Below are 23871 nucleotides of genomic sequence, written 5' to 3'. Positions count from 1 at the left end.
ACCTATTTTGTGCTAGTATTTAAAACTAGCCTATGGTACAATCATATAAGCAAAAACCTGATTTACAAGAACGGTACGATTCAATTATTATAGGTTCAGGAATGGGTAGCCTGACTACTGCGGCTATTCTCGCAAAAGAAGGTCAAAAGGTGCTTGTTTTAGAACGCCACTACACCGCTGGCGGTTTTACTCATGTTTTTAAACGAAAAGGTTATGAATGGGATGTTGGTATTCATTATATAGGTGAAGTGCAACGATCTAATAGCATACTTAAAAAGCTTTTTGACTATGTGTCAAATGGTAACTTAAAGTGGGCAGATATGGGTGATGTTTATGATCGGATCATTATTGGTGATACATCATATGATCTGGTAAAAGGTGTTCAGAATTTTAAAGATAAGTTGGTCGGATATTTTCCAGATGAAAGGCAAGCCATTAATGACTACGTGAATCTTGTTTTTAGTGTAAACAAAAGCAGTAAGAATTTTTACTTAAATAAAGCATTGTCACCTTTAATAAGTGCGATTATCGGTAGGTTTATGCGAAAGCCTTATCAAAATTATGCTGATAAAACTACCTATGAGGTTTTAAGAACCTTAACCAATAATGAAGAACTGATCAAAGTATTAACTGGACAGTATGGAGATTATGGCCTCCCTCCAAAACAAAGTAGCTTTCCTATGCATGCTTCTGTTGCTAGGCATTATTTTAGTGGGGGCAGCTTCCCTATTGGGGGCTCTTCTCAAATTGTTGAAACCATTGACCCTGTAATTGAGGCAGCAGGAGGTACGATCTTGGTAAATGCAGAGGTTGATGAGATAGTTGTAAAAAACAACATTGCAACAGGCGTACGAATGAAAGACGGAACTGTTTTTTACGCTAAAAAGATCATTAGCGGTGCTGGTATCATGACTACTTATAAAAAGCTACTTCCGAAAGCGAGTGTTGTAAAACACCGTTTAGATAATCAGCTTAAAAAGATTGAACCTTCCGTTGCGCATTCATGCTTGTATATTGGCCTGAATGGCTCGCCACAGGAGTTGAAACTACCAAAAACGAACTTTTGGATTTATCCTGAAAAAGGAGATCATGACAGTATTGTTGAGAAGTATTTAGCGAATACTGACGAAGAATTTCCAGTAGTGTATATCTCATTTCCATCGGCTAAAGATCCCGATTGGTCAAATCGTTATCCGGGAAAAAGTACGATTGATATTATAACACTGGTGCCTTATGAAGAATTTGAGCCATGGAACGACAGTCGCTGGAAAAAAAGGGGCCAGGAGTACGAAGCTAAAAAAGAAAAGATAGCGCTGCGATTATTAGAAGAACTATATAAACAACTACCACATCTTCGAGACAAAGTCGATTATTACGAGCTGTCGACCCCACTAACCACTCAGCATTTTGTAAACTATGAAAAAGGAGAGATCTATGGGTTAGATCACAGTCCAAAACGTTTCAGACAGAAGTTTTTAAAACCGAGGACTCCAATTAAAAACTTCTATTTAACTGGTCAAGACATTGTCACTGCTGGTGTAGGTGCAGCCTTGTTCTCAGGAGTTTTAACTACAGCAGCAATGACAGGTAAAAACATTTTGAAGAAAGTAATGCAATCTACTTAATGAGTAGTTATTTGTTTTTTAAGATTGATAATTTCTTGTATATCTAGCAACTCTTGCTTTATCTGTTTTCTTATTTTCCATATAATGATCGCCCCGCTTATTACGAACATTCCGTAAAATATAATGACCGGTAAGGTGCCTAAGTAATACTGAAACTCAGGAGCAATCATCAACAATCCGATGGTATAGCTAATTAGTATCCCAATCGTAAGTTCTTTATGAATCCATTTTCTAAGTTTCAAGTATTTAATTGATTCCTCTAAATTAGATAACGCATTTAATGCCGGGTTTAGTTGCCTCGCTTTCCTAATACTGTAAAACTCGATTAAAATTCTAAGTATTAATCCAAAGATCATGATGCCGGCACCAATTCTACTTACCAATTCTCGTACAGGAGCAATAAAGATGAAAAAAGTTACGATTACAACTAGTGTCAGTAATAAAACAAAAATGTTACCGAAATGAAACTGCTTACTTTTTAGTTTTTTGCTATCTATTAATGTGGCATAGCCACTAGTGGTTTGATCAGTTACTGCAATATCTTCTTTACTCTGTTCCCAGAGATCTTGAAGTTGTTCAAAATCCTTATTCATTTTCTAATATTTTTTTTAATCGTTGTTTAATTCGATGGATCTTTACTCGTACATTTCCAGGTGATATTCCAATGACTTCGGCTACGCCTTCATGACTTTCACCATCAAGTATCATCATAATTATTAAGCGGTCAATTTCTGCTAATTTCCCGATAGCCTGATATAACTTTTTATTATTGTCTTGTGGCGATTGATCCACCTCATTTTGCAAGGCGTATTCTATCTTTTCAAATTGGATATTGCTTTTTCGTTTTTCTTTCCGAAGATATTGCAAGCATGAGTTAACAGTAATACGATAAATCCATGTTTTGTGGGTTGACCTACCTTCGAATGATGCTAGTTTATTCCAGACAACAATGAATATTTCTTGAACAAGATCGCCTGCGAGGTCGGCATTCCCTTTCATATAACCCAAGCACATTTGATATACCATTGGATAATGGGCTTTATAAATAGCTTCAAAAGAGATATCAGTTTTACTCATTAACTAAGAAAGAATTTACTTTTTCGTAAAACCATTCTGGCTGATCGAACATAATAAAATGCTTACTATCGTCAGCGATTTCAATGGTTTTGTTGCTTAGATTGACATACTGTTTTTCGAAAGTAGCTTTCGTCATTTCAGGATTAGGAAACGAGGCCCCTAAGATCAAGGTTCTAGTGTTTATATTTTTAAGATCGTCTCTTAAGTCTAACTTTAATAAGTCGGTATAGCCGTATGTATAGGTTTTTCTATCTGCTTTTAAAATCCAACTCGTAAGCGTTGATATTTTATCTTTTTGGTTGGTCATGTTTTGTGCCATAAAACCTGCGGTCTGCTTAAACTGATTGGCATTCATTGCCAACATCTGATTGTTATATGGGCTATCATATTGCAGATCGTCTGCTTTCACACCCGGCATCATAATTTCTCTCATACACGGTAACGAATCGACTAATATGATTCCTTTGATTTCCTCTTTAAATACGACGGCAATGTCTATGGCAAGATTACCACCCATGCTATGACCGATTAAGGTAATGTTAGAAAGTTCATTTTCTTTAATATAGGTTACAATAGCATCTTTAACATTATTGTACCATGGCATTTCGATGGGTTCAATTCCGTTAAAACCTGCATAAGAAATAAGGTGATATTCAAAATTTCCGGAGATATTATCTAGCGTTTCGTTCCAAACACTGCCAGGGGTGGTAAAGCCCGGAAGAAAAACAATGGGATTTCCATTGCCCTTTACTTCAGTTTTAATCGCGCTGTTTTGAGCGTACGTAAATGAAACAAATAATGTAATAATAAAGGTAAGTTTTATGTTTTTCATGATCTAAAATTTACCCTTTGATGCAGTTATGAAAAAAATGTTACACCAGGTCAAAAAGAAATTTCAATTTTCTAGATACGTTCTAAAGCGTCAACTAGATAATCAATATCTTTTTTAGTGATGTAAATGGCAAACGATAGTCGTATTGCGTTTAAGCCAAATTTGGTCATGGGTCTGCAATCGATACCATACTGATCAAAAAGTTGTTTTTTAACCTCGCGAACATTTTTTCCGACAAGTTCGACTACTTGAATCGCGGATGAAAGCTCATCTGCTTCTGGTGTTTTTATTTTGAACTTTGGGTTGTCTTTTATTTTATTTCTGAAGTATGATTTTAATTCAAAAGAGCGCTTTGTTATTTTATCTGACCCAATTTCATTATGAAATTTTACAGAAGCGCCTAAGCCAAGAAGTTCAGGTAAGTTTCTGGTGTTGTAGTTTTCTAATCGCCTAATGCTAGTATCGGTATGTCCTCTGGCAACCATTAATGGCTTTAGATGATGTTGACTTTCTTTTTTCGCATAAAAAACACCAATTCCTTTTGGGGCAAATAGCCATTTATGTGAGCTAGCTGTATAAAAATCACAACCAAGATCGTGAAGATCGATGGTAAACATTCCTGAGGATTGTGCGCCATCAACCGCAACTAAAATACCATTTTCATGAGCCAATTTCGATATATCTTTTACTGGAAGGATCATCCCGTTAGTATTTACAATATGACACATTGATATGACCTTTGTTTGTGGGCTAATGGCATTTTTAAATACCTGTACTACCTCATCGATACTTTTAGGTAGAATTGGTAAGGTTGGCCTAACCAATTTAATGCCTTTGGTTTCTTGCCAAACTTCCCAAGGAATGGTCCCACTTGCATGCTCATGATCTGCAAGAATTACTTCGTCACCTGCCTGTAGATCAAAACTACGGGCGATGAGGTTCATTCCTTCTGTTGTATTATGGGTCAATGCTATTTCTTCTTCAGAAACCGAAAATAAATCGGCTACCAGTTTGCGTGTATGTTCCTTTTCCTTGTTCCAACCACCCCACATATATTTTGAAGGGAAACCGTCTAATGTTTCTCGAAATGAGTTTGTTGCTTGTCGTATAGGTAGTGAGGAAGAACCTAGCGAAGCATTGTTGAAGTAGAATAAGCCATCAGCAAATTTAAACTGGTTCTTTACCGCTTCCCAAAATGACTCTTCATCAGTATAATTGGTATCAAACAATTGCTCGAATGAAGCTTCTAGATTTTCGTTAATCGAAGCAAATGCAATACTGGGTAGCGCAATTGAAGCCGCCGCGCCAGAAGTAATTGATTGTATAAACTTTCTTCGGCCTTGGCTTTTCATAAAACAAGATTTTTTAGTTATCGCTTTTTACTTTTTCTAAAATAGCTTCTTCTTTTTCCTTTTGCGCCAGCAAATTCTTTTGATATCTGCCTTGAACAATATCGACGATAACCAACACAATAATTACAAAGTAGAAAGTTGTTTTACTCATTGGCTCAATAGGGTTGCCAAAAATTTTGATATGCGCTAGATGTCCGCCTTCCGATAGTAGCATAATACCAACAATAAAAAGTATAAACAGTCCTAATACTTCATACATTCTGTTTTTCTGCAAAAAGGTAGCAACTTTGTCGGCCAAAACAATCATCAATACACCTCCCGCAATAATTGCAATACTCATTAATATTAGTTGTGGAGTGTAATCCATATCACTGGTAAGCGCCATGGCACTTAAAATGGAATCAAAAGAAAAGACGAGGTTCATAATTACAATCCAAACAATGATCATAGTCTCTGATCTTTTTTTAGATTTATCTTCGACCTCGTGTTCATGCATTAACATCATATGCCATATCTCCTTAATTGCGGTATAAATAATGAAAACACCACCGACAAGAACGATAACACTATGTACATTAAATTCAAATTCTAACATGCCTTCTTGATGCAGACTGGCAAACGGATTTTGGAAATACTGAATCAACGACATGAGTGCAAATAACAATGCAATACGCAATATAATAGCAAGGCCAACACCTAGTTTACGTACATAGCTTTGACGAGACGGCTCGGCTTTTTTCGATTCTAACGAGATATAGAGGAGGTTGTCAAAACCAAGAACAGCTTGCAATAAAACAAGCATAAATAGTGTAAAGAGCGCATCGGCGGTAAATAGTTGATCCATCTAGTTTGGTTGTTAGTTTTTTTAAAAGTAAGATAAATTTGAAATTAATTCTCCCCTTGAGAGGAGTTAGAAAGGTGTTTTTTACTATTTACTATATTTTCTATGGTCTCTTTTAAAACCAATTCAACTGAAAACATATTCTTTTTTATCTGCTCATTGGTAAACCGAAGAAAGTGAACTCCATATAATTTCAGTCTTCTTTCTCTTGTTAAATCGTATTCATCTTTAAAATTATGACCGTTTCCATCTACCTCAATTACCAATTTAAGTTCATGACAATAAAAATCAACTAAATAATCCAGCATCGGGACTTGCCGATGAAATTGCACTCCATATGCCCTGCTTTTAATCTTTTCCCACAAAAGCACTTCCGCTAAGGTGCTATTTTTTCTTAACTCTCTAGCTTTTACCTTTAAGTCCGGACGATATGGTATTATTTTATTTTTCATAAATGGTGAACACCCCTAAAGTCCCCTCAAGGGGACAATTTTTAACATCTTACCAACCTCAGAATCACTTTAATGCGCTTCTAACCAATTTTGACCAAGTCCAAGATCAACGTCTAGAGGAACATCCATCGCATAAGCATTTTCCATTTCGGACTTGATCAATGTTTTTATTTCTTCTAATTCCGGTTTGTAGACGTCGAAAACCAATTCATCATGCACTTGCAGAAGCATTTTTGTTTTGTAATTAGCTTCTTTAAGTTTCTTGTGGATATTAATCATTGCAATTTTGATTACATCGGCTGCACTACCCTGAATAGGAGCATTTACGGCATTTCTCTCGGCAGCACCGCGAACAACAGCGTTACCAGAATTAATGTCCTTTAAATAGCGACGACGACCAGATATGGTTTGTACATACCCATTTTCACGAGCAAAGTCCACCTGATCGCTCATAAAGTTTCGAAGCTTCGGATAGGTTTTGTAGTATGTTTCAATTAGCTCTTTTGCTTCACTTCTTGACAGATCGGTTTGATTGCTTAATCCGAATGCAGATACCCCATAGATGATCCCAAAATTGACTGTTTTTGCATTACTACGTTGTTCTCTTGTAACATCATTAATATCGACATTAAAAACACGTGCAGCGGTAGATGCGTGAATGTCTTCACCATTTTTAAATGCATTAATCATTGTATCCTCTTTGCTCAGGGCAGCTATAATGCGCAATTCAATTTGAGAATAATCGGCTGCTAGCAACACATAATCCTCATTTCTGGGTACAAAGGCTTTTCTAACTTGTCGCCCGCGTTCGGTTCGGATAGGGATATTCTGAAGATTTGGATTGTTAGAACTTAACCGGCCCGTTGCGGCAACAGTTTGCATATAATCTGTATGTACCCGGCCGGTGCTTTCCTCAACTTGATCTGGTAAGGCATCGACATAGGTGCTTTTTAACTTGCTAAGCCCGCGGTATTCCAGCACATTTTGAATAATTTTATGGTCTTTTGCTAAGTATGAAAGCACATCTTCACTGGTTGAATATTGACCGGTTTTAGTCTTTTTTGGTTTGTCAACCAGTTTCATTTTTTCAAATAGAATTACCCCTAGCTGTTTTGGTGAAGCGATATTGAATTCTTCCCCTGCTTCTTCATAAATGGCCTTTTGGAGATTGGCAATATCACTATCCAATTCTGATGATAAACCACCCAGAAAGTCCTTGTCTAGATTGATCCCCTCTAATTCCATATCAGCGAGCACAGAAACTAATGGGACTTCAATATCATTGAATAACGTTTTTGTATGTGCTTCTGTCAGTTCTTTTTCAAAATGTTCTTTTAACTGAAGTGTAATATCGGCATCTTCAACCGCATATTCGGTTTGTTTTTCAATCGGGACATCACGCATTGACAACTGATTTTTTCCTTTTTTACCGATTAATTCAGTAATAGAAACCGGGGTGTAATTTAAATATGTTTCTGCCAAGACATCCATATTATGGCGCATATCTGGATTGATCAAATAGTGCGCTAACATGGTATCGAAAATACCGCCCTTTACAACGACATTGTATTTAGCCAATACCTTGATATCATATTTTAAGTTCTGGCCGATTTTTTGAATGTTTTCAGCTTCAAAAAATGGGCGTAATTGCTCAATAATTTCTTGTGCCTTTTCTTTTTCTTCGGGGAATGGGATATAATATCCTTTGCCGGCATCCCATGAAAATGCGATACCGACTAATTCGGCGGTAATGGGATTTATACCTGTGGTTTCTGTATCAAAGCAAACACTTTGTTGTTTCATCAACTTTTCCATGAAAAGATTAATCGATAAACCTGGAGCTACTAATTGGTAAAAGTGTTCTGTAGTTTGTATTGTTTTTCTGCCTGTTGCACTTGAAACATCCGTTTGAATAGTAGCACTCCCTGAACCTTGATCAAATAATGAAAATTGACCTGCGCCTGCTGTTGATACCTTAGCTTTGGGTTTTTCAGCAACTATTTCAGCATTGTCCGAGCTTTCGGCTTCGCCTGAAAAAAGCTTAATAAATTGATCGGTTAATCTTCTAAACTCTAAATTTTGAAAAATCTCTTTTACCTTATTTTTATCTGGCTCTGATAATTCATAATCTTTCGCATCAAAAGTAACGGGGCAGTCTAAAATAATAGTGGCTAATTGTCTCGATAGTCGTCCGAGTTCTGCATTGGCTTCCACCTTTTCTTTCATCTTACCTTTTAGTTCATGAGTATTGGCTAAAAGACCTTCTAATCCACCATATAATTTGATAAACTTTTTTGCAGTCTTGTCGCCAACCCCAGGTAACCCTGGAATATTATCAACCGCATCTCCCATCATTCCTAAATAGTCGATTACTTGTTCTGGTCGTTCGACTTCAAACTTTGCCTGTACTTCGGGAATTCCCCAAATCTCTATACCATTACCCATACGGGCGGGGCGATACATAAAAATGTTTTCACTTACCAGCTGTGCATAATCCTTATCCGGCGTTACCATAAATACCTTATAGCCTTCTTTTTCAGCTTGTTTTGATAATGTTCCTATTAAATCATCAGCTTCAATTCCTTCTTTTTCAATTATAGGAATATGCATCGCTTTTAAAATCTCTTGAATATAGGGTACTGCTATTTTAATCGCCTCAGGTGTTTCATCACGATTTGCTTTATATTCCGCAAATTGCTCTGTTCGAGCGACACTGCCGCCTTTATCAAATGCTACTGCTAAATGATCTGGTTTTTCCCGTCTTATCACATCAAAAAGTGAGTTGGTAAATCCCATAATTGCAGACACATCCATGCCTGTACTAGTGATACGGGGGTTTTTTATGAAAGCGTAATACCCACGAAAAATTAAGGCATAGGCATCGAGTAAAAAGAGACGTTTTTGATCGGACATGTGGTGCTGAATTATGAATGGTAAATGTAGGCAACCCAATTAGAATTTAAAAATACTGTAACACATTCGCTAATTTTATCACTAACATTTTAAAGCAACTTTTTATGAAACTTTTTTGGAAGATTTTACTTGGAATTATAGGATTGGTAGTGATTTGTATTATTGCATTTGCAATCTGGTTTTATAATGCGGAGCTGAAGGTCGCTTCATTAGAAATCTCACCTGAAGAGAATCAGCTTTCGAAAGTGGCTAAAGCCGATGCTTGGTTGGCAAAAATGCAAGCCGATGATAAGTTCAATGGCGGGGTACTACTCATAAAAAATGATAGTGTATTGCTAAAGAAAGCATATGGGTTTACGGACCATACAGCAACAGCAGGTTTAAACACAGAATCCGCCTTTCGATTGGCTTCGGTGTCGAAACAGTTTACCGCCACTGGCATAATGATCTTAAAAGAAAAGGACTCCCTCGATTTTGACGACCCGATTACTAAGTTTTTTCCTGAGCTATCGTACACTGATGTTACCTTAAGAATGTTGCTCAATCATACTTCGGGAATCCCGGATGTGTATATGAATTTTCCTGATAAATACCCTGATAAGGTTGGTGATTTGTTGACCAACGAAAAAGTTGTGAAGTTGCTAGCAAAAGAAAATCCACCTTATAAAAATGAACCTAATTCAAAATATGAGTATTCTAACTTAGGATATGTATTACTTTCTGCAACTATTGAAAAAGTGAGCGGGCAGTCATTTGAAGATTTTATGAAAGTGGAATTGTTTGATCCGCTGGGAATGAAAAATACCCGAGTTTGGAATTTGCTATCAGATGAAAAGACTTTTAAGAATAAGACATCGAGTTTTGTAAATTTTGGTGGTCGAAAGGAGGCATTAGTTCCTGAAATTTTGGATGGTGTATCCGGAGATGGTGCTGTTTTTTCTAGTCTTGATGATTTTGTGATTTGGAATCAATTTTGGTATGAAAACAACATACTTTCTGAAGAAACAATAAAAGAAGCATTTAAAACGCCCACTTTAATTAATGCTGAAACATCCAATTATGGTTTTGGATGGAGAGTCACCCCAAGCGCAGTTATGCACAACGGATCGTGGTTAGGAGCTCGAACGACTATTATTCGAAATTTCGAACTTAAAAATTGCCTAGTGATTTTAGATAATTCGAGTTCGCTACACATTGATAGAATAGGACAGGAGTTGGTAAAAGTTTTTAAGTAAAATTATTCCTTATTAAAATAATTTGCTGCCAAATTCTCATTTTTACCTTCTTGGTATTGCGTCATGCTAAAACCGCTATGTATGGAATAGTAACCGACTTCTCCTTGCTTGTTAATAGCTATATATCCCACTTGGAAGTCTTTATAGTTCGTTCCTTTTTTGTTGACAATTCGACCAATTGCTTCTTCGCAGGCTTCTTGAGGACTTCTGCCCTGACGCATTAACTCGACAATTAAAAAGCTGCCTACTGTTTTTAAAACTTCTTCGCCTAATCCGGTTGCAACTGCTCCGCCAATTTCATTATCAATGAACAATCCAGAACCAATAATGGGAGAATCGCCAACACGACCTTTCATTTTGTAGGCTAATCCACTAGTGGTGCATGCACCGGCAAGATCACCATTTTTGTCAATAGCCAACATACCAATCGTATCGTGATTTTCGATATTAATCACAGGTTTATATTCTGATTTCACCTTCCAGGCCTCCCAATCTTTTTTCGACTTTTCGGTTAATAAATCTTCAGCCTTGAATCCACTTTCCAAGGCGAATTGCTTAGCCCCGTCACCGGCTAAAATTACATGGGGGGTATCTTCCATTACCTTTCGTGCTACTTGAATGGGGTGCTTAATATCTTTTAAATACAGTACAGCTCCATAATTACCATTCTTATTCATAATGCATGCATCTAAGGTAACATTGCCATCGCGATCCGGTAGTCCTGCATAACCAACAGATTGGTTGTTAGGATCGGCTTCTTCGATCATCACACCCTGCTCGACAGCATCTAAAGCTGACTTTCCACTTTGTAAAACTTCCCAAGCTTTAGCTGTTGCATTGGGCACATTCCACGTTGCAACGACAAGTGGTAAACTGATTTTTGAGACCGTTTTTTCTTCTTGCTTTTCAGTCTTTTCGGTACAAGCCAATGTTGAGGGTCCTACCAAAATCCCGGTGCTACCTAAAGCCGCGTTTTTTACAAAGTTTCTGCGTTTCATTATAAGTGGTTACATTTACTAGATAATCGAGATTTAAAATTTAAAAGCTCGTCTCGAAATCAAAATTTATTTTCAACGGAATACCTTGAGTCTATCCTAAGGCAATTTACCCAACTAAGATACCAAAAATGATTGTTGAAATATGTGCTCCCAATTATCAATCGGCCATTAACGCTGAAATCGCTGGAGCGGACCGAATTGAACTTTGTGCTGAATTAGCAGTTGGTGGTATCACCCCTTCTTCGGGAATGATCGAACAGGTAATTGCTGCTATTTCGATTCCGGTACATGTTTTAATTCGACCAAGAAGTGGCGGTTTTTGTTATACACGTGAAGAAATTGAAATAATAAAAAAGGATATTCTTTTTTGTAAAAAGATGAAATGTGCGGGTGTTGTTGTTGGCCTTCTGAATAAAGACTTCACGATCGATTCGCAAAGTATGAAGGAACTAGTATCACTGGCAAAACCAATGCATGTGACCTTTCACAGGGCCTTTGATTGGATTCCTGATCAAAAACAAGCACTTAATACGTTAATTGATTTAGGGGTTGATAGTGTGCTTACTTCCGGAAAAGAAGTTAGCGCCGAAAAAGGAATTTCAAATCTTGTTGAGCTAAAAGAAATCGCGAATAATCAGATTAATATTTTACCCGGAGGCGGAATAAATTCGGACAATGCCATTTTATTTAAAGAAAAAGGATTTAATCAAATTCATTTTTCAGGAACGCTTATCCAGGATGATCAGCACCCCGAAAAACTTTCCATGAATAGTCCCCTACTTTTACGAAATGAGTATGTGCCTATCTCTAATATCGAACTTATTCGCTCTGTACTAGCGGTAATACGAGAATAGTATTATGACAAGGCTTGTTTCTTTCTTATAATAATATCTACATCATTCAACTCTCTATCAATGCTCGCAACAACTTGTGTAACGATCTTGTTAATGAAATATCCCGATATAATTACAAACTGAAATGCCAAGAGCATGAATAGACTAATACCATCTAACCAATTAGTTAATAGGTGAAGTATAATTGCTATACTATTTGCCAACAGGGCTGTTCTTAAAATGATTGATGTGATCATGATGAATTATTTTTAATAGCCAGGTACAAATTTGGTGCCATTATTATTTACGTGGTAGAGGCATCTACTGGTTTTCGAAGGGGAATTTTCCTTTTTTTATCACAAAGTCACAAAGTTTAAAAGTGGAAAAGTTTAGTTGAAGAAATTCTTGTAATTCAAATTTCAAATTCCACTTTTTTAATATTTCTAAACTCTGTTTAAGTTAATACTTCCTTAAAAAACAAGCTCAACTTCTTGTACACCTTATTTTTGTTAAAAATTAATAATAATGCGATTACTCATATTTGGTACATTTTTTCTTGCCATCACATTTTACTCATATCAAGCGCTAAAAACGGGCACTACTAGTAAATGGGTCGCTTTTGGTTATTTATTGCTCTGGGGATCTTTACTATTTAGTTTTTTTTACCAATGGTCCACTGGGATGTATAAAACGATGTTTACACCCTTACGAAGTTTTTGGAATGGGTTATTTGTAGCGGTTTTTGTGGCCGGAATGTTAATTGCTGTCGTTCTTTTATTGGAGGATATCATTCGTGTAATTATAGGTCTGATTAAAAAGGCAACTGCTAGTAGTGATGCATCTTTGACCATACATTCAAGACGAAAGTTTGTGAGTCAAATCGCCCTCGGTTTAGCAGCAGTACCCTTTAGTTCGTTGTTATATGGCGTTTTTAAGGGGAGATATAATTTTAAGGTATTAAAGTACACACTGCATTTTGAAGACTTGCCTGAGGCTTTTGACGGGTATCGATTAACCCAGATAAGCGATATTCATAGTGGTAGTTTTGATAGCAGGGAAAAGATAGATTATGCAATAAATTTAATCAACGAGCAGCAATCTGATACGATTTTGTTTACAGGCGATATGGTAAATAATATTGCTGATGAAATGCTACCTTGGAAAGATCTTTTTGGTAAACTTACGGCAAAAGATGGTCTTTTTTCTGTACTCGGTAATCACGATTATGGAGATTATGTTGGCTGGCCAAGTGCCGAAGCCAAAGCTAAAAACCTTGAAAATTTAAAAAGTATTCAAAAAGAGATCGGCTTCGATTTATTGTTGAATGAAAGCAGGTATTTAGAACGTAACGGACAACGTATTGCGCTAGTTGGTGTTGAGAATTGGGGTGCGGGCGGATTCAAGAAGAAAGGGGACCTTAAAAAGGCCAGTGAGGCTATTGATAAGGATGACTTTAAAATATTGATGAGTCATGATCCTTCTCACTGGGAACAAAAAGTAGTGAATGATGATTATCACTATCATCTTACCTTAAGTGGTCATACCCACGGTATGCAATTTGGTGTCGAAATTCCCGGTTGGGTTAAATGGAGTCCGGTTAAGTGGCGATATACTCATTGGGCGGGTATATATAAAGAGTTAGGGCAGTACATTAATGTAAATCGTGGTTTTGGATTTATCGGCTATCCTGGTCGCGTTGGAATATGGCCTGAAATTACTGTGATAGAACTCAAAAAGGGCTCACAACCAGCATAGTTAGGAATAAACACTATATTTGTTAAACAAACGTTTTATAGTAGTTATTAAAATTGTAACGCTATGTCAAAATTTGGTCAATTAATTGAAGCTTCTACTCCGGTATTACTGGACTTCTTTACTGAGTGGAGCGAGCCATCAACTTCTATGCATCCTGTTTTATTAGATGTAGCTGCCGCAATGGGAGATAAAGCCAAAGTAATTAAGATTGATGTTGAAAAAAACCAAGAGCTTGCTGAAGCACTTCGGGTGAAAGGCCTTCCTACTTTGATGATCTATAAAAATGGTGAAATGAAGTGGCGTCAAAGTGGTGAGCAAGATGCTAATACGCTTATTGGATTATTGCAAGAGTATATTTAAGAGATAAGAAGCCTTTCATATCAGTAGTTAGGAATATTATGACCTAAAATAATATCCCTTGATACTGTTAAAATCCCATTTTTTAGTACAGGATTAACAATTCCAGATCCACCGCGCTGTTTTAGGTCTTTTCTTTTTGACAATGTCAAAAGCACATCGTCGTCAAATAGCACATCCTCTATATAATATTCATTCTTATCCGGTTCTTTAACAGTTATATGAATATGTTCTGGGGTATTACGGTTAGGATAGGCACCTGGTCTGAATGTATAAATAGTGTAATGACCTACGCTATTGGTTTTTACCCAACCTCTTAAGTACCCATGCCGTTTTCCCCATCCTTTTTCGTCACCTTTTTTCGGGTATATCCCTTTTCGATTGGTTTGATAGAAGTATAGAATAACATTTTTTGCAGGTGTTTTTCCGTTTTTTTGGTAAACAGTGCCACTTAATTTTAACTTGGGAGAAGTTTTTGAAAAATCGGGAAGTGTATCTGTGTCTTTTAATACTTTATCCCCATATTCAAAAATTGCCTCACATCCTTGGCAGGGACCGCCTACTTTTTTGTTATGACCAGTAGAATTCGATTGACAGTTGCAAACGATAGTGAAGCATAAACAGATGCTTAAAAACAAATTTCTCATCACCACATTTTCTTAGTGTAATGATAAGATACAGGTTTGTTTAAAGAAATAGTATTAAGAGAATGCTAATTAAAGCGGGCAAAGCCTGTACAAAAAAGATCTTTTTGCTAGCTGTTATGGCCCCATATATTCCGGCGACAGCTACACAACCCAAAAAGAACAGTGATACGTTTTGTTGCCATTCAATATTATCAATAAAAAATGTCCAGATTAATCCTGCGGCTAAGAAACCATTATATAAGCCTTGATTGGCTGCCATGGTCTTGGTTTGACCAAACAGCTCTTTTGGGAAGTTGCTAAATACCTTGCGGCCCCTAGTTTCCCAAGCAAACATTTCAAACCAAAGAATGTAGAGATGCAATGCTGCGATGAAACCGATTAAAATACTTACAGCTATTTTCATAAATTGTTATTTAGAAGCTTCTTTTGTTGATCTTTCTAAGATAAGAAACTCGTTATCCATTACGTTACCGGAAAAAATCAGATTGTTAAAAGTAGCGGCTACCGTAGATGCGGACATTTCACTGCCGTCTTCGACATATATCTTTTCGACTGAATAATCACCAACATCATTATAGGTTATTTTGATTATTTCTGAGGGAGCTGTTTCTTTTTTACCCTTTGCATAAGAGGCGAATCGCAACAAATTTGGATGTGCTCCAATCCATAAGTTCCCATCCGTATCGAGCTCAATATTATCAACTCCTGTATCGCAATCAATATCTTCTATAAAAACAAGCGAACCATTTTGTTCTTTTCGATACACTTTCACCAGAAATCCGCGTGGAGACGCAACATACACTAGATTTCTCTTAAAATCGATGTTAATACCGTTGGCATAGGCAATATCATCGGCAACTTCTCGATATTCTTCTCCGTCAAAATAGATAACATTAGACATGGCGATCCCACCATAATCTTCAATGAATCGCCCCAGACCCTCTGTGTACTTATGATCGTTAGTAAAGTAAAACCTATTTTCGTCAACCAAAACCAGATCGTTGGGTTGAATCATTAATGGGTGTTTTAGTGTTTTAAGGTACTTCAAATTTGTGCCTTTCAATTCAAAAACCTCGATAGAATGTGTTTTGTTAGCATGGTTAATGACCATTACGCGATAGCTGCTATCTTTTTTGTGAAATGAAATACCATGAGGGGCAAATGGTCTTTTAAAGTTAGTGGTCAAAGCAATAGGAGTATAATTATCAGCTTTGAGATCAATTAAATGCAAACCGCCTTTTTCTTCGCTTGTTGGAGGGTAAACGTGTCGGTTGGTAGCCGAAATTATGGCAAAACTGTCTAGTCGGCTAACCATAATATCTTCAGCACCTTTAATAGGTACTTTTTTTAGAATACTACCTTCAAAATGAGGTTCGATCGTACGAAAAAAACCGGTCGATATTAATAAATGACCAACGAAAACAAGGAGAATCAATAATAGAAATAGAATGACCTTTTTGAAAACGCGCATACCATACTTTGAAATTAAGGTACGTTTTTTTGATTAAATAACTTTGATGTGAGCCTTTCAATAAGTAAACTCACTTTAAAATTTCACTTATTTGAACCTGAGGTTGAATATTTGTATAGTTTGGAATATCACCAAGAATTGTCTTGGCATTAGGGCCAAAAGAATTTTCATAATCACTTAACGTATCAAAATATAAGTATCCTATTGCTAGATAGGGGATTGGTTCATCAGGAGTCCTACCCGCAATTCCTTTATCTATAGCATAGCTTTTTAGTGAATCACCAAATAAACTATCTAACATAGGCATATGTTTGTTTGAATAGTACTCCATATTAAATGTTTTTCCATCACTATTGGGGTATAAAATGGTTACTTTAACCATGCCCTTCTTGATCGTTGAGGAATTGGATGAGGTACTTTGTTTGCAGCTACCAAAACATAAGGCTATACTGGTAAGTAGTATGATGTATTTCATTTTCAAACTGTGGGATTTTAGTTATTGAAGATACTATATTTTTAGCAGTATGGCTACTTGACGCTGCAAGGTTAATTTTATGAGTATTATTGAATACAGTTGTCTTTTACAATCTCAAGAGCTTCCGGGAATGTTTCAGACATGAACTCTAAGTGTTCATCCATCACATCAATTTCAACTTTCAATGTATTGGCATCTTTTCCTTCAATAAGTTTATAAATTTCTGTTGCTCCTGACCATTTTTTTGTTTCTTCATTTAGTGGTTTTTCCTTTCCATCTACAACATTTCCAATATGTTTGAACTCGATATATTCATTAGGAATGTGTTTTTCAACAATGCTGTAGATCCCGCTTTTATCAGGAGCCAGAAAATGTACTTTGGTACCTTCTTTCCAGCCGTCGGTTACTGCATACGAACCTTCATAGAATACACTTACCCATTTGCGATAGTTTGTTTCATTCCAAAGTGCTTCCCAAATGGTCGATTTTTCAGCCTTTATATCTATAGTAAATTCTAAACGGTTGATCATCCTTTAGTTTTTTAGTAAATGCAGGTAATAGTTTGTGTATGTAACATAATTAAGGACTTTACCAATTCTCAATAATTTCTAATAAAAACGGATCAACTTCGGTCGCTAACCTATTTTTAAAGTCTTCTTTGGTGATTTTTTCTTTCCATGTTTCATCATATTTAATGATAAAATCATTTAGTGGTTTTAAAATACCATTACCTAGAGAGTCGATTACCTCCTTCGCTGCCCCCGTAAACTTCATTTGATAGTGCCCGTAGTTCGAAGGACTCATTTCATAGTAATGCGCATCGAAATCTGAGAGGCTGGTATATTGTAAATCAGGAGGTGGATTACCTAGGTTGAAGTCCACAAAACTCATGATGTATTTTAGTTCACTAGGTTTTTTGGTCTTGTAGAAAGCATATAGCCCCATGTTGGCATGAATTTCTTCTAACCATCTGCTCATTGAATAGCCCTCTTGGTTTTTCGGATCTTGAAAACTGTGCGTTAATTCATGGATTGAAAGTTTATCAAAAAACAATCGCAGGTCGAATGTTCCAAGATCATTAGTATATGTATCGGTAAGGTTTTTTGTCATTTCTTTCGGAAAACTCATTATTAGTTCTTCAAAACCCGAGGCCATATCATTTTGTCCTGCACCGACAATTAAATTTCCCCTGTAATATTCTGGCATACCAATAACTGGAGAATATGCGTTTTTATTCCAGTCTTTACCAGAGATTACAAGTAGGCAAAATTGCTTTTTTGGTCCCATTATTTCCGATAGAAATTGGTACGCTTCATCCACTAATTCCGATTGTTTCATAGCATGGGCTATTTCTCCACCACTATGTAATGTTTTGAATGCATAATTCGAATTGAGTTGAGTGAGGCCAACATGTTTTGACCTGTCGGGTTCAATATTCTTATTTTGAGAATTACAGGAAAGCAAGATAATTCCGATAAATAGAAGATAGGCATGTTTCATAACTACAGCATTTATGTTGCTTCATAACACATCCAATTTAGAAAAACGAACCGAAATTTCTATCAGGATATTCCCCCATTATTGAGGTTGAACAATATAAAATTTTATTGTTGTTCTTTTTTGGTTCCCAATAAATACAGAATAATTCCTGGCCCTGATTTTACTTTGTTTATATCCCAATTGTAATTTTCTGAACCTTTTAGGTTCTCGATAAGGGCCTTCATTTCTTCAATAGAGTAGGTGCGTAATGCAGAAATAATTCCGTCCCACATCACAAATAACGGAACGATTGGGATAATGTATGTGAAAATAATTCGTCCGAGTTTAAATGGTCTAATAAATGGTGTAGTCAATAAAACACTGATAGGCGAAAAAATCATTGCTAGAATACTGGGGATGCTTCTCTCCTGAGCTTCAAAAATTGCAATAGCATTACCGGTATCTATAGTGTTTTGAAGGATTTGCTCAGCATCTTTTGGTTTGAAATGATGTAGCGATAAAAATTGAGTTCTTAATCCAACTAATTCTGAAGGCACATTTCGAGCGTCAACTGGAGTTTCGATGAACTCGAAATTATCGGTACTCTTTTTAGTATGATTAAATGCCGAAACATTGGGGTAAAGGTCAGTTAGTGTTATTTTCAAATTTGGGATATTCTTTTTTAGCTCGGTGTTCAGCCAAATAAGTCCACCACCTCCTCCTGAACCAAGATCAATTATTTGATTGGTTCCACTTTGTTTTAATCCTTTTTTGATTATTGGTATAATGGGTTTATACATTTTGGTTTTATTTGACAAAAACTGCAAAAAATCGGTCCCATAATTTCTCAAGAAACTTGGAAACCATTTCTGATCTTCAAATTCAAATAAATGTACTCTTCCCATTTCTTTATATGCTATAGCAGATTTGTGTAAAAAGAAAGCCTTTGTCTTTTAGAAAGTTACTAAAAACATTGAAAATGAATCTCGTTAAACAGATTTTCTACTTGCAAAACTCGCAGTAATCAGATATTTGCGTTGAGGTAATTAGATGATTTCTAGCCTTAATTTTTTTGTAAAAAATCAAGAATTATTTTATTAACTAACGTTGCTTGCGAATGTGTTATATCATGGCTGGCATTAGGAATAATTACTGTTCTTATTTGTGGTGCAATCGTATTAAGTCGCTTCACAACTTTATTCGCATTGTACAATACTTCTTTTTCGCCTATAAGGTATAATAGAGGAATTTTAAGTTTTTGTAAATCATCATCACTTAAAATAGTCGGAATGACAGTTTTTCTTTTTTTAAAACATTTTCCGGCCAACACTAACTCCTCAATCATATGGTCGGCCTTTGCTCGACCTTTTTCTCCTTGTTTTACCAGACACTTTCTTTCCCAATACACCATTAGTTTTGAAAAAAAATGATTTGGAAAAAAATGAGCTATTATCGCAATAATTAGGTATCGTATTCTTGGTTGTATTACTGTTGATGATGGGGAAATTAGTACAACTTTATTGAGTTTTTTAGGACGAGCAAGTGCATACATACTTGTGAGCCATCCACCGTATGAGAACCCTATTAGGGTAATATTATTTTCTAAATGTAATGTGTTGAACAATTCATTCAACCAGCGCGTAAAATCTTTCGAGCTCTTTAGTGAGCGATTATATATACTGCGACCGTTGTCATAGATGTTGTCTAATGCATAAGTTCTATAATGTTTTGAAAGGTCAGCTATTTGGGGTATCCAAGACAAAGAGTTTTCGGTATCTCCAGGTAAAAGAACTAATGGGGGTTTATCTTTTGGGCCGCTTATCCGAACAAAGGTGCGACCATATGAAGTTTCAATATATTTATTGGTTGAGCATACGGGCCACTGCGCGGCATGTTTGTCATAAAAATTAAGGTATTCTTCTCTTGCTTTTTCTGATTTAAAAGGGTGGTAAGAAGTATTCATTATACAACCCGTTTCAAAAGTGCCAACCTAGTTTTATAGATATTTCAGGGATCAATAACTTGGTTTCAAATGTACTTTGATCTACTATTACATTTTTATCACCTCCAATTCTAAGATGCCCTGCTACCCAAGGGTTTAAATAAAAGTTCTTATAAAATTTCCAGACATACCCTCCACCAAGCGTAAATATAATGTTGTTATATGCTGCTGTTTCTAATTTTGCATCTGTCTGTATCGTAGCATCCCAATATTCAAGACCTGGACCTATCCACCAGCCTTCAAAGTCAGGTTTAAAAAAGTAATCCGCAATAACCGCATATACGTTCATTTCATTATTGGTAAAACCATCTTCTAAGATAAAATCTGGTGTTTCTATTTTGGTAATGACTGCTCGATATCTAAAATGATTATGACCAACCCATATCGAGCCATAGTAGCCTTTAAAAATATATGGTACTGCATCCAGTTCAAAACCTACGGTGGTTTTACTTTTTACCGTATTATCGGTTTGTCCGTAAGACCATCCTAAACAAAGGATAAAACAGATAGAAAAAAGTAGTGCTTTCATAAGTTGCCTGAATTTGAAAGCAAGTTACTTTGATGGCGTTTTTTACGAAATGATCTACATCATCTAAAGTGCTGTTTTGATGAGCTATTTTTGGAATCGCATGAAGTTTTCTATCTCATTAGAAATAGGAGGAATTGGATGGAAAAACCGTCATATGATTCTAGTATCAAAAATTACATAAGTTGTAAACTATTGCTTTGGTTTTAAAGCGTTTCAACAATTTGAATGTTATTCCCACAGGTGTCATTAAAAACTGCAAATTTTACGGTACCCATTGCGGTTGGTTTTATGCTAAAATCAACTCCAAGCTCAAGCAGTCTGTTATATTCAGCATCTACATTGTCAACATCAAATTGTGTATAAGGGATTCCTGCTTCCATCAATGCATCTTGAAAAACTTTGCAAGGCTCAAAGTGATTTGGTGCGGGCTCTAGCAATAATTCTGGACCATCTTGCCATTCAGGTGAAACAAGGGTTAGCCATCTGTTTCCGCTATCCAGTGGAGCATCCTTTTTAATTATAAAACCCAATTTTTCTGTATAAAACTCAAGTGCTTTTTGCTGGTCTCTAACAGGAATGCTGATTAATGTTACTTTCATCTTCGATTATTTTTAGTTCATCTTCCAAAGTTTAGAAGTCTGAATGTATTTTGCTTCTTGAAACTTGCTCTTTTTGAAATTGACTTGGGGATTTTCCTGTTTTTGTTTTAAACAATTTGCTAAATGAACCTAAACTTTCAAAACCAACAGCGAAACATGTTTCTGTAACGGTCATGGAGTTTCTCAAATGTTCTTTTGATTTCTCAATCCGTTTCTCAATCAAGTATTGTCTTGGAGTCTGACCATAATACCTCTTGAACAGTCGTTGTAAATGATATTTCGATGTAAATCGTATACTAGATAATACATCTAACTTCAGATCTTTTTCAAAATTGTTATCGATAAAATTACGTGTTTCGATGATGGTTTCAATCTGCTTATAATTTGAATAACAACTGTTTTTAATATGGATTAGTTTTTCTTCGTAAGAAGTCATTTTAATCGTTGGATTATAAATTGGTTAGTGTTGCATCGGTGCTATTTTAATTTTATGTAGCGTTACCTATTTCATAAATGACAATGTTCATTTTCTTGAGAAAACAATATTTTTTGCTCCATCATTGGACGCCGAAAACCCAGTGATCTTACCTGAGTTATTTTGCATAAACCTGATATTAGAAAAGTTTCGATTATTTGAACTGAAATATGCTTCATTAATTTGAGTAACTTGTATATCATCTAATTTATGGTGCGTTAAGTATAAATCATTCTCTTTTTCTACAAAGTCATATTGTGTTTTTAATTCGTCACTATAATAACTTCCCAAGTACTTCGAAGGATTTGTCTTAGTTACTTTAACAAGCCATAACCACATTACATCAGGAATTCTAAATTCAAGAACAGGTTCCTTGTAATCATTTTCCTTAAAATTAATAGATATATCGTAAGGAGTACCCAAAATTTTGAAATTAGTTTTTCCGATAGGATGCAGTTTAATGTCTTCTGGTATAACACCTCCTTTACAATAAAGTGTATCATTTTCGATTTTAACGTTCCAGTACTGTTTTTCTTCCCGATCAAAATAGGTGCCTTCAAACTTCTTCATTTCGGCGTAAGAAAGCTTGATAAAAAGATTATCATCAGTTGGTGTTACTTCAGTTTTTGAAGTAGTATTTTCATTTTTAGGATACTGATCTTGCAAATAATGGTCTATTAGTTTGAATATTTCATCATAAGCACTGATATATGAAGCGTTTGCAAAAAGAGTAAACTCATACCCAAGCTCCGGAAACCTTGCAAAATAGCAGCGATAGCCGGCATCAGATCCGGAATGGTAGATCATTTTAAGACCCTTGTAATTTTTTACAAATTGACCTTTTGCATAGTTCGAAACCGACCCATCGTTCTTTTGTGCTCTTTGATTCATTGACTGAAAAATGCTAGTATTACCAACGGTCATGTGTTTGAAATTAACCGCCCATTTATTCATATCTACTACAGTAGTGAACAAACTTGTAGGACCTACGGTGGCAAAATTTAGATTACTCTTTTTAAGTTTCTTATTAACTAGTTTGTAAGAATAGGCTCTGTTGCTTACCATTTCTTCATGATCATCATAAAAAAAACTGTCGCTCATTTGTAAAGGTTGAAATATGGTTTGTTTAGCATATTCAGCGAATGATGTTTTGGTCAATCTTTCTATAAGGATGGCCAATATTGTATATCCTGAATTGGAGTACATGAAACTAGTACCGGGGGAAAAATTCAGTTCTTTTTGGTTTTTTATCAGTTTAAAAATTTGCGATGTTTTAATCACATCGTCTAATTGCCATCCCGCCATTTCTAATAGCCTCCATTGATCTCTTATTCCGCTAGCATGTGTTAATAAATGATTGATTGTTATTGTATTGCCATAATCGGGCAACTCAGGAATATACTTTCTTATATCATCATTTATAGATAATAAACCGTCATTTTCAAGTTTCAGAATCATGAAGGCGGTAAATTGTTTCGATAATGAGGCAACGTGAAATTTGGTATTCTCCGTGATTGGAATGCCATATTCTAGATTTGCCATCCCAAATCCTTTTTGGTAAATAACACTACCATCTTTAACTACGGAAACCGCAATCCCAGGTGTTTCACTGCTGTCGTATTTTTCAAAAAGAGCATCTATTTTGCTATTATTTTGAGCATAGGAAATTTTAAATAATACTATAAAACAGCATAGTAATGTTTTAGTTAAGTTCCCCAAGTTTTCATAAAAAAGGATTCTGGACTGCTTGTTGGTTTTGTTAGCTATCATGATGAAAAATTTATGTTTTTAAGCGTTACTCACATCATGAAGACAAAAAATAAGCGTAAGGGTTACATTCAGTGTGCGAATTTATATTCAATTATAGCTTTCAAGACCTAAAAAAAGTGATTGTCAAACCAATTTTGTAAGGAATAACGTAGTT

26 protein-coding genes are annotated in these 23871 nt (G+C 35.8%); 5 read left to right on the top strand and 21 right to left on the bottom strand.

Annotation, left to right across the window (positions count from 1 at the left end; genetic code table 11):
- Positions 1-32: 32 nt before the first annotated feature.
- Positions 33-1625, top strand: a complete 1593-nt coding sequence (locus tag ABN763_RS13245; protein WP_410485961.1) for a phytoene desaturase family protein — start codon at positions 33-35, stop codon at positions 1623-1625.
- Here ABN763_RS13245 and ABN763_RS13240 read toward each other — a convergent pair.
- From ABN763_RS13240 to polA, 7 genes are all read right to left on the bottom strand, one after another.
- On the bottom strand, positions 1622-2218 hold the full coding sequence (locus ABN763_RS13240; RefSeq protein ID WP_410485960.1) for a hypothetical protein: 597 nt from the start codon (positions 2216-2218) through the stop codon (positions 1622-1624). The two genes, ABN763_RS13245 and ABN763_RS13240, sit on opposite strands and share 4 nt — an antisense overlap.
- Positions 2211-2702, bottom strand: a complete 492-nt coding sequence (locus ABN763_RS13235) for an RNA polymerase sigma factor (RefSeq protein ID WP_410485959.1) — start codon at positions 2700-2702, stop codon at positions 2211-2213. The genes ABN763_RS13240 and ABN763_RS13235 overlap by 8 nt, the downstream gene beginning before the upstream one ends.
- Positions 2695-3534 (bottom strand): alpha/beta fold hydrolase, encoded by an 840-nt coding sequence (locus tag ABN763_RS13230; protein WP_410485958.1) that lies wholly within the window; start codon positions 3532-3534, stop codon positions 2695-2697. Before ABN763_RS13230 ends, ABN763_RS13235 begins: the two co-directional genes overlap by 8 nt.
- A 71-nt stretch (positions 3535-3605) precedes the next feature.
- Positions 3606-4886 carry an aminotransferase class V-fold PLP-dependent enzyme gene (locus ABN763_RS13225; protein WP_410485957.1) on the bottom strand — a complete coding sequence of 427 codons (1281 nt, stop codon included), beginning with the start codon at positions 4884-4886 and terminating at the stop codon, positions 3606-3608.
- Between the two features lie 13 nt (positions 4887-4899).
- Positions 4900-5730, bottom strand: a complete 831-nt coding sequence (locus ABN763_RS13220) for a TerC family protein (protein WP_410485956.1) — start codon at positions 5728-5730, stop codon at positions 4900-4902.
- A gap of 44 nt (positions 5731-5774) precedes the next feature.
- Positions 5775-6179, bottom strand: coding sequence for an endonuclease domain-containing protein (locus ABN763_RS13215; RefSeq protein ID WP_410485955.1), 405 nt, complete (start codon positions 6177-6179; stop codon positions 5775-5777).
- A 69-nt stretch (positions 6180-6248) separates the two neighbouring features.
- The gene (gene polA, locus ABN763_RS13210) at positions 6249-9092 is read right to left on the bottom strand and encodes a DNA polymerase I (RefSeq protein WP_410485954.1); all 2844 of its coding nucleotides are present in this window, start codon (positions 9090-9092) and stop codon (positions 6249-6251) included.
- Between the two features lie 104 nt (positions 9093-9196).
- Here polA and ABN763_RS13205 point away from each other — a divergent pair, with 104 nt between their 5' ends.
- Positions 9197-10327, top strand: a complete 1131-nt coding sequence (locus ABN763_RS13205; RefSeq protein WP_410485953.1) for a serine hydrolase domain-containing protein — start codon at positions 9197-9199, stop codon at positions 10325-10327.
- A gap of 2 nt (positions 10328-10329) precedes the next feature.
- Here the strand turns inward: ABN763_RS13205 and ABN763_RS13200 are convergent, their stop codons facing one another.
- Entirely contained in the window at positions 10330-11325 is a 996-nt protein-coding gene (locus ABN763_RS13200; protein ID WP_410485952.1) for an isoaspartyl peptidase/L-asparaginase family protein, read from the bottom strand.
- Between the two features lie 128 nt (positions 11326-11453).
- Here ABN763_RS13200 and ABN763_RS13195 point away from each other — a divergent pair, with 128 nt between their 5' ends.
- Positions 11454-12179: a copper homeostasis protein CutC gene (locus ABN763_RS13195; protein ID WP_410485951.1), complete on the top strand. Its 726-nt coding sequence runs from the start codon at positions 11454-11456 to the stop codon at positions 12177-12179.
- Between the two features lie 2 nt (positions 12180-12181).
- Here the strand turns inward: ABN763_RS13195 and ABN763_RS13190 are convergent, their stop codons facing one another.
- Complete coding sequence (locus tag ABN763_RS13190; RefSeq protein WP_410485950.1) at positions 12182-12415, bottom strand: hypothetical protein; 234 nt, start codon at positions 12413-12415, stop codon at positions 12182-12184.
- Between the two features lie 268 nt (positions 12416-12683).
- On the opposite strand from ABN763_RS13190, the gene ABN763_RS13185 reads away from it, so the two are divergent.
- Both ABN763_RS13185 and ABN763_RS13180 read left to right on the top strand, forming a co-directional pair.
- The gene (locus tag ABN763_RS13185; protein ID WP_410485949.1) at positions 12684-13913 is read left to right on the top strand and encodes a metallophosphoesterase; all 1230 of its coding nucleotides are present in this window, start codon (positions 12684-12686) and stop codon (positions 13911-13913) included.
- Positions 13914-13976: 63 nt separating this feature from the next.
- Entirely contained in the window at positions 13977-14273 is a 297-nt protein-coding gene (locus ABN763_RS13180) for a thioredoxin family protein (RefSeq protein ID WP_410485948.1), read from the top strand.
- Positions 14274-14293: 20 nt separating this feature from the next.
- Here the strand turns inward: ABN763_RS13180 and ABN763_RS13175 are convergent, their stop codons facing one another.
- From ABN763_RS13175 to ABN763_RS13120, 12 genes are all read right to left on the bottom strand, one after another.
- Positions 14294-14917, bottom strand: coding sequence for an intradiol ring-cleavage dioxygenase (locus ABN763_RS13175; RefSeq protein ID WP_410485947.1), 624 nt, complete (start codon positions 14915-14917; stop codon positions 14294-14296).
- Positions 14918-14957: 40 nt separating this feature from the next.
- The gene (locus ABN763_RS13170) at positions 14958-15320 is read right to left on the bottom strand and encodes a DUF1304 domain-containing protein (RefSeq protein ID WP_410485946.1); all 363 of its coding nucleotides are present in this window, start codon (positions 15318-15320) and stop codon (positions 14958-14960) included.
- 6 nt (positions 15321-15326) lie between these two features.
- On the bottom strand, positions 15327-16388 hold the full coding sequence (locus ABN763_RS13165; RefSeq protein ID WP_410485945.1) for a strictosidine synthase family protein: 1062 nt from the start codon (positions 16386-16388) through the stop codon (positions 15327-15329).
- A 70-nt stretch (positions 16389-16458) separates the two neighbouring features.
- A complete protein-coding gene (locus ABN763_RS13160; RefSeq protein ID WP_410485944.1) occupies positions 16459-16863 on the bottom strand; it encodes an EthD family reductase in 405 nt (134 codons plus the stop codon).
- Between the two features lie 86 nt (positions 16864-16949).
- Positions 16950-17393: a hypothetical protein gene (locus ABN763_RS13155; RefSeq protein ID WP_410485943.1), complete on the bottom strand. Its 444-nt coding sequence runs from the start codon at positions 17391-17393 to the stop codon at positions 16950-16952.
- Positions 17394-17451: 58 nt separating this feature from the next.
- The gene (locus tag ABN763_RS13150; RefSeq protein WP_410485942.1) at positions 17452-18363 is read right to left on the bottom strand and encodes a hypothetical protein; all 912 of its coding nucleotides are present in this window, start codon (positions 18361-18363) and stop codon (positions 17452-17454) included.
- Positions 18364-18467: 104 nt separating this feature from the next.
- Positions 18468-19247 (bottom strand): hypothetical protein, encoded by a 780-nt coding sequence (locus tag ABN763_RS13145; RefSeq protein WP_410485941.1) that lies wholly within the window; start codon positions 19245-19247, stop codon positions 18468-18470.
- A gap of 158 nt (positions 19248-19405) precedes the next feature.
- On the bottom strand, positions 19406-20305 hold the full coding sequence (locus ABN763_RS13140; RefSeq protein WP_410485940.1) for an alpha/beta fold hydrolase: 900 nt from the start codon (positions 20303-20305) through the stop codon (positions 19406-19408).
- 13 nt (positions 20306-20318) lie between these two features.
- Positions 20319-20873 (bottom strand): hypothetical protein, encoded by a 555-nt coding sequence (locus tag ABN763_RS13135; RefSeq protein ID WP_410485939.1) that lies wholly within the window; start codon positions 20871-20873, stop codon positions 20319-20321.
- A gap of 203 nt (positions 20874-21076) precedes the next feature.
- Complete coding sequence (locus ABN763_RS13130; protein ID WP_410485938.1) at positions 21077-21472, bottom strand: VOC family protein; 396 nt, start codon at positions 21470-21472, stop codon at positions 21077-21079.
- 31 nt (positions 21473-21503) lie between these two features.
- On the bottom strand, positions 21504-21908 hold the full coding sequence (locus ABN763_RS13125; RefSeq protein WP_410485937.1) for a helix-turn-helix domain-containing protein: 405 nt from the start codon (positions 21906-21908) through the stop codon (positions 21504-21506).
- A gap of 87 nt (positions 21909-21995) precedes the next feature.
- Positions 21996-23717, bottom strand: coding sequence for a serine hydrolase domain-containing protein (locus ABN763_RS13120; RefSeq protein WP_410485936.1), 1722 nt, complete (start codon positions 23715-23717; stop codon positions 21996-21998).
- Positions 23718-23871: the final 154 nt, after the last annotated feature.

Origin of the sequence: Spongiivirga sp. MCCC 1A20706, from assembly GCF_046524175.1 — a bacterium.
In the GTDB taxonomy this organism is placed as follows: domain Bacteria; phylum Bacteroidota; class Bacteroidia; order Flavobacteriales; family Flavobacteriaceae; genus Spongiivirga.
Note: the sequence above shows the minus strand (reverse complement) of the source record. Positions and strands in the feature narration are given on the sequence as shown.

What these genes read in the sequence shown, in the direction of transcription:
- ABN763_RS13245 (WP_410485961.1), top strand. Translation starts at nt 33, where the DNA reads ATGGTACAATCATATAAGCAAAAACCTGATTTACAAGAACGGTACGAT.
- ABN763_RS13240 (WP_410485960.1), bottom strand. Translation starts at nt 2,218, where the DNA reads ATGAATAAGGATTTTGAACAACTTCAAGATCTCTGGGAACAGAGTAAA.
- ABN763_RS13235 (WP_410485959.1), bottom strand. Translation starts at nt 2,702, where the DNA reads ATGAGTAAAACTGATATCTCTTTTGAAGCTATTTATAAAGCCCATTAT.
- ABN763_RS13230 (WP_410485958.1), bottom strand. Translation starts at nt 3,534, where the DNA reads ATGAAAAACATAAAACTTACCTTTATTATTACATTATTTGTTTCATTT.
- ABN763_RS13225 (WP_410485957.1), bottom strand. Translation starts at nt 4,886, where the DNA reads ATGAAAAGCCAAGGCCGAAGAAAGTTTATACAATCAATTACTTCTGGC.
- ABN763_RS13220 (WP_410485956.1), bottom strand. Translation starts at nt 5,730, where the DNA reads ATGGATCAACTATTTACCGCCGATGCGCTCTTTACACTATTTATGCTT.
- ABN763_RS13215 (WP_410485955.1), bottom strand. Translation starts at nt 6,179, where the DNA reads ATGAAAAATAAAATAATACCATATCGTCCGGACTTAAAGGTAAAAGCT.
- polA (WP_410485954.1), bottom strand. Translation starts at nt 9,092, where the DNA reads ATGTCCGATCAAAAACGTCTCTTTTTACTCGATGCCTATGCCTTAATT.
- ABN763_RS13205 (WP_410485953.1), top strand. Translation starts at nt 9,197, where the DNA reads ATGAAACTTTTTTGGAAGATTTTACTTGGAATTATAGGATTGGTAGTG.
- ABN763_RS13200 (WP_410485952.1), bottom strand. Translation starts at nt 11,325, where the DNA reads ATGAAACGCAGAAACTTTGTAAAAAACGCGGCTTTAGGTAGCACCGGG.
- ABN763_RS13195 (WP_410485951.1), top strand. Translation starts at nt 11,454, where the DNA reads ATGATTGTTGAAATATGTGCTCCCAATTATCAATCGGCCATTAACGCT.
- ABN763_RS13190 (WP_410485950.1), bottom strand. Translation starts at nt 12,415, where the DNA reads ATGATCACATCAATCATTTTAAGAACAGCCCTGTTGGCAAATAGTATA.
- ABN763_RS13185 (WP_410485949.1), top strand. Translation starts at nt 12,684, where the DNA reads ATGCGATTACTCATATTTGGTACATTTTTTCTTGCCATCACATTTTAC.
- ABN763_RS13180 (WP_410485948.1), top strand. Translation starts at nt 13,977, where the DNA reads ATGTCAAAATTTGGTCAATTAATTGAAGCTTCTACTCCGGTATTACTG.
- ABN763_RS13175 (WP_410485947.1), bottom strand. Translation starts at nt 14,917, where the DNA reads ATGAGAAATTTGTTTTTAAGCATCTGTTTATGCTTCACTATCGTTTGC.
- ABN763_RS13170 (WP_410485946.1), bottom strand. Translation starts at nt 15,320, where the DNA reads ATGAAAATAGCTGTAAGTATTTTAATCGGTTTCATCGCAGCATTGCAT.
- ABN763_RS13165 (WP_410485945.1), bottom strand. Translation starts at nt 16,388, where the DNA reads ATGCGCGTTTTCAAAAAGGTCATTCTATTTCTATTATTGATTCTCCTT.
- ABN763_RS13160 (WP_410485944.1), bottom strand. Translation starts at nt 16,863, where the DNA reads ATGAAATACATCATACTACTTACCAGTATAGCCTTATGTTTTGGTAGC.
- ABN763_RS13155 (WP_410485943.1), bottom strand. Translation starts at nt 17,393, where the DNA reads ATGATCAACCGTTTAGAATTTACTATAGATATAAAGGCTGAAAAATCG.
- ABN763_RS13150 (WP_410485942.1), bottom strand. Translation starts at nt 18,363, where the DNA reads ATGAAACATGCCTATCTTCTATTTATCGGAATTATCTTGCTTTCCTGT.
- ABN763_RS13145 (WP_410485941.1), bottom strand. Translation starts at nt 19,247, where the DNA reads ATGGGAAGAGTACATTTATTTGAATTTGAAGATCAGAAATGGTTTCCA.
- ABN763_RS13140 (WP_410485940.1), bottom strand. Translation starts at nt 20,305, where the DNA reads ATGAATACTTCTTACCACCCTTTTAAATCAGAAAAAGCAAGAGAAGAA.
- ABN763_RS13135 (WP_410485939.1), bottom strand. Translation starts at nt 20,873, where the DNA reads ATGAAAGCACTACTTTTTTCTATCTGTTTTATCCTTTGTTTAGGATGG.
- ABN763_RS13130 (WP_410485938.1), bottom strand. Translation starts at nt 21,472, where the DNA reads ATGAAAGTAACATTAATCAGCATTCCTGTTAGAGACCAGCAAAAAGCA.
- ABN763_RS13125 (WP_410485937.1), bottom strand. Translation starts at nt 21,908, where the DNA reads ATGACTTCTTACGAAGAAAAACTAATCCATATTAAAAACAGTTGTTAT.
- ABN763_RS13120 (WP_410485936.1), bottom strand. Translation starts at nt 23,717, where the DNA reads ATGATAGCTAACAAAACCAACAAGCAGTCCAGAATCCTTTTTTATGAA.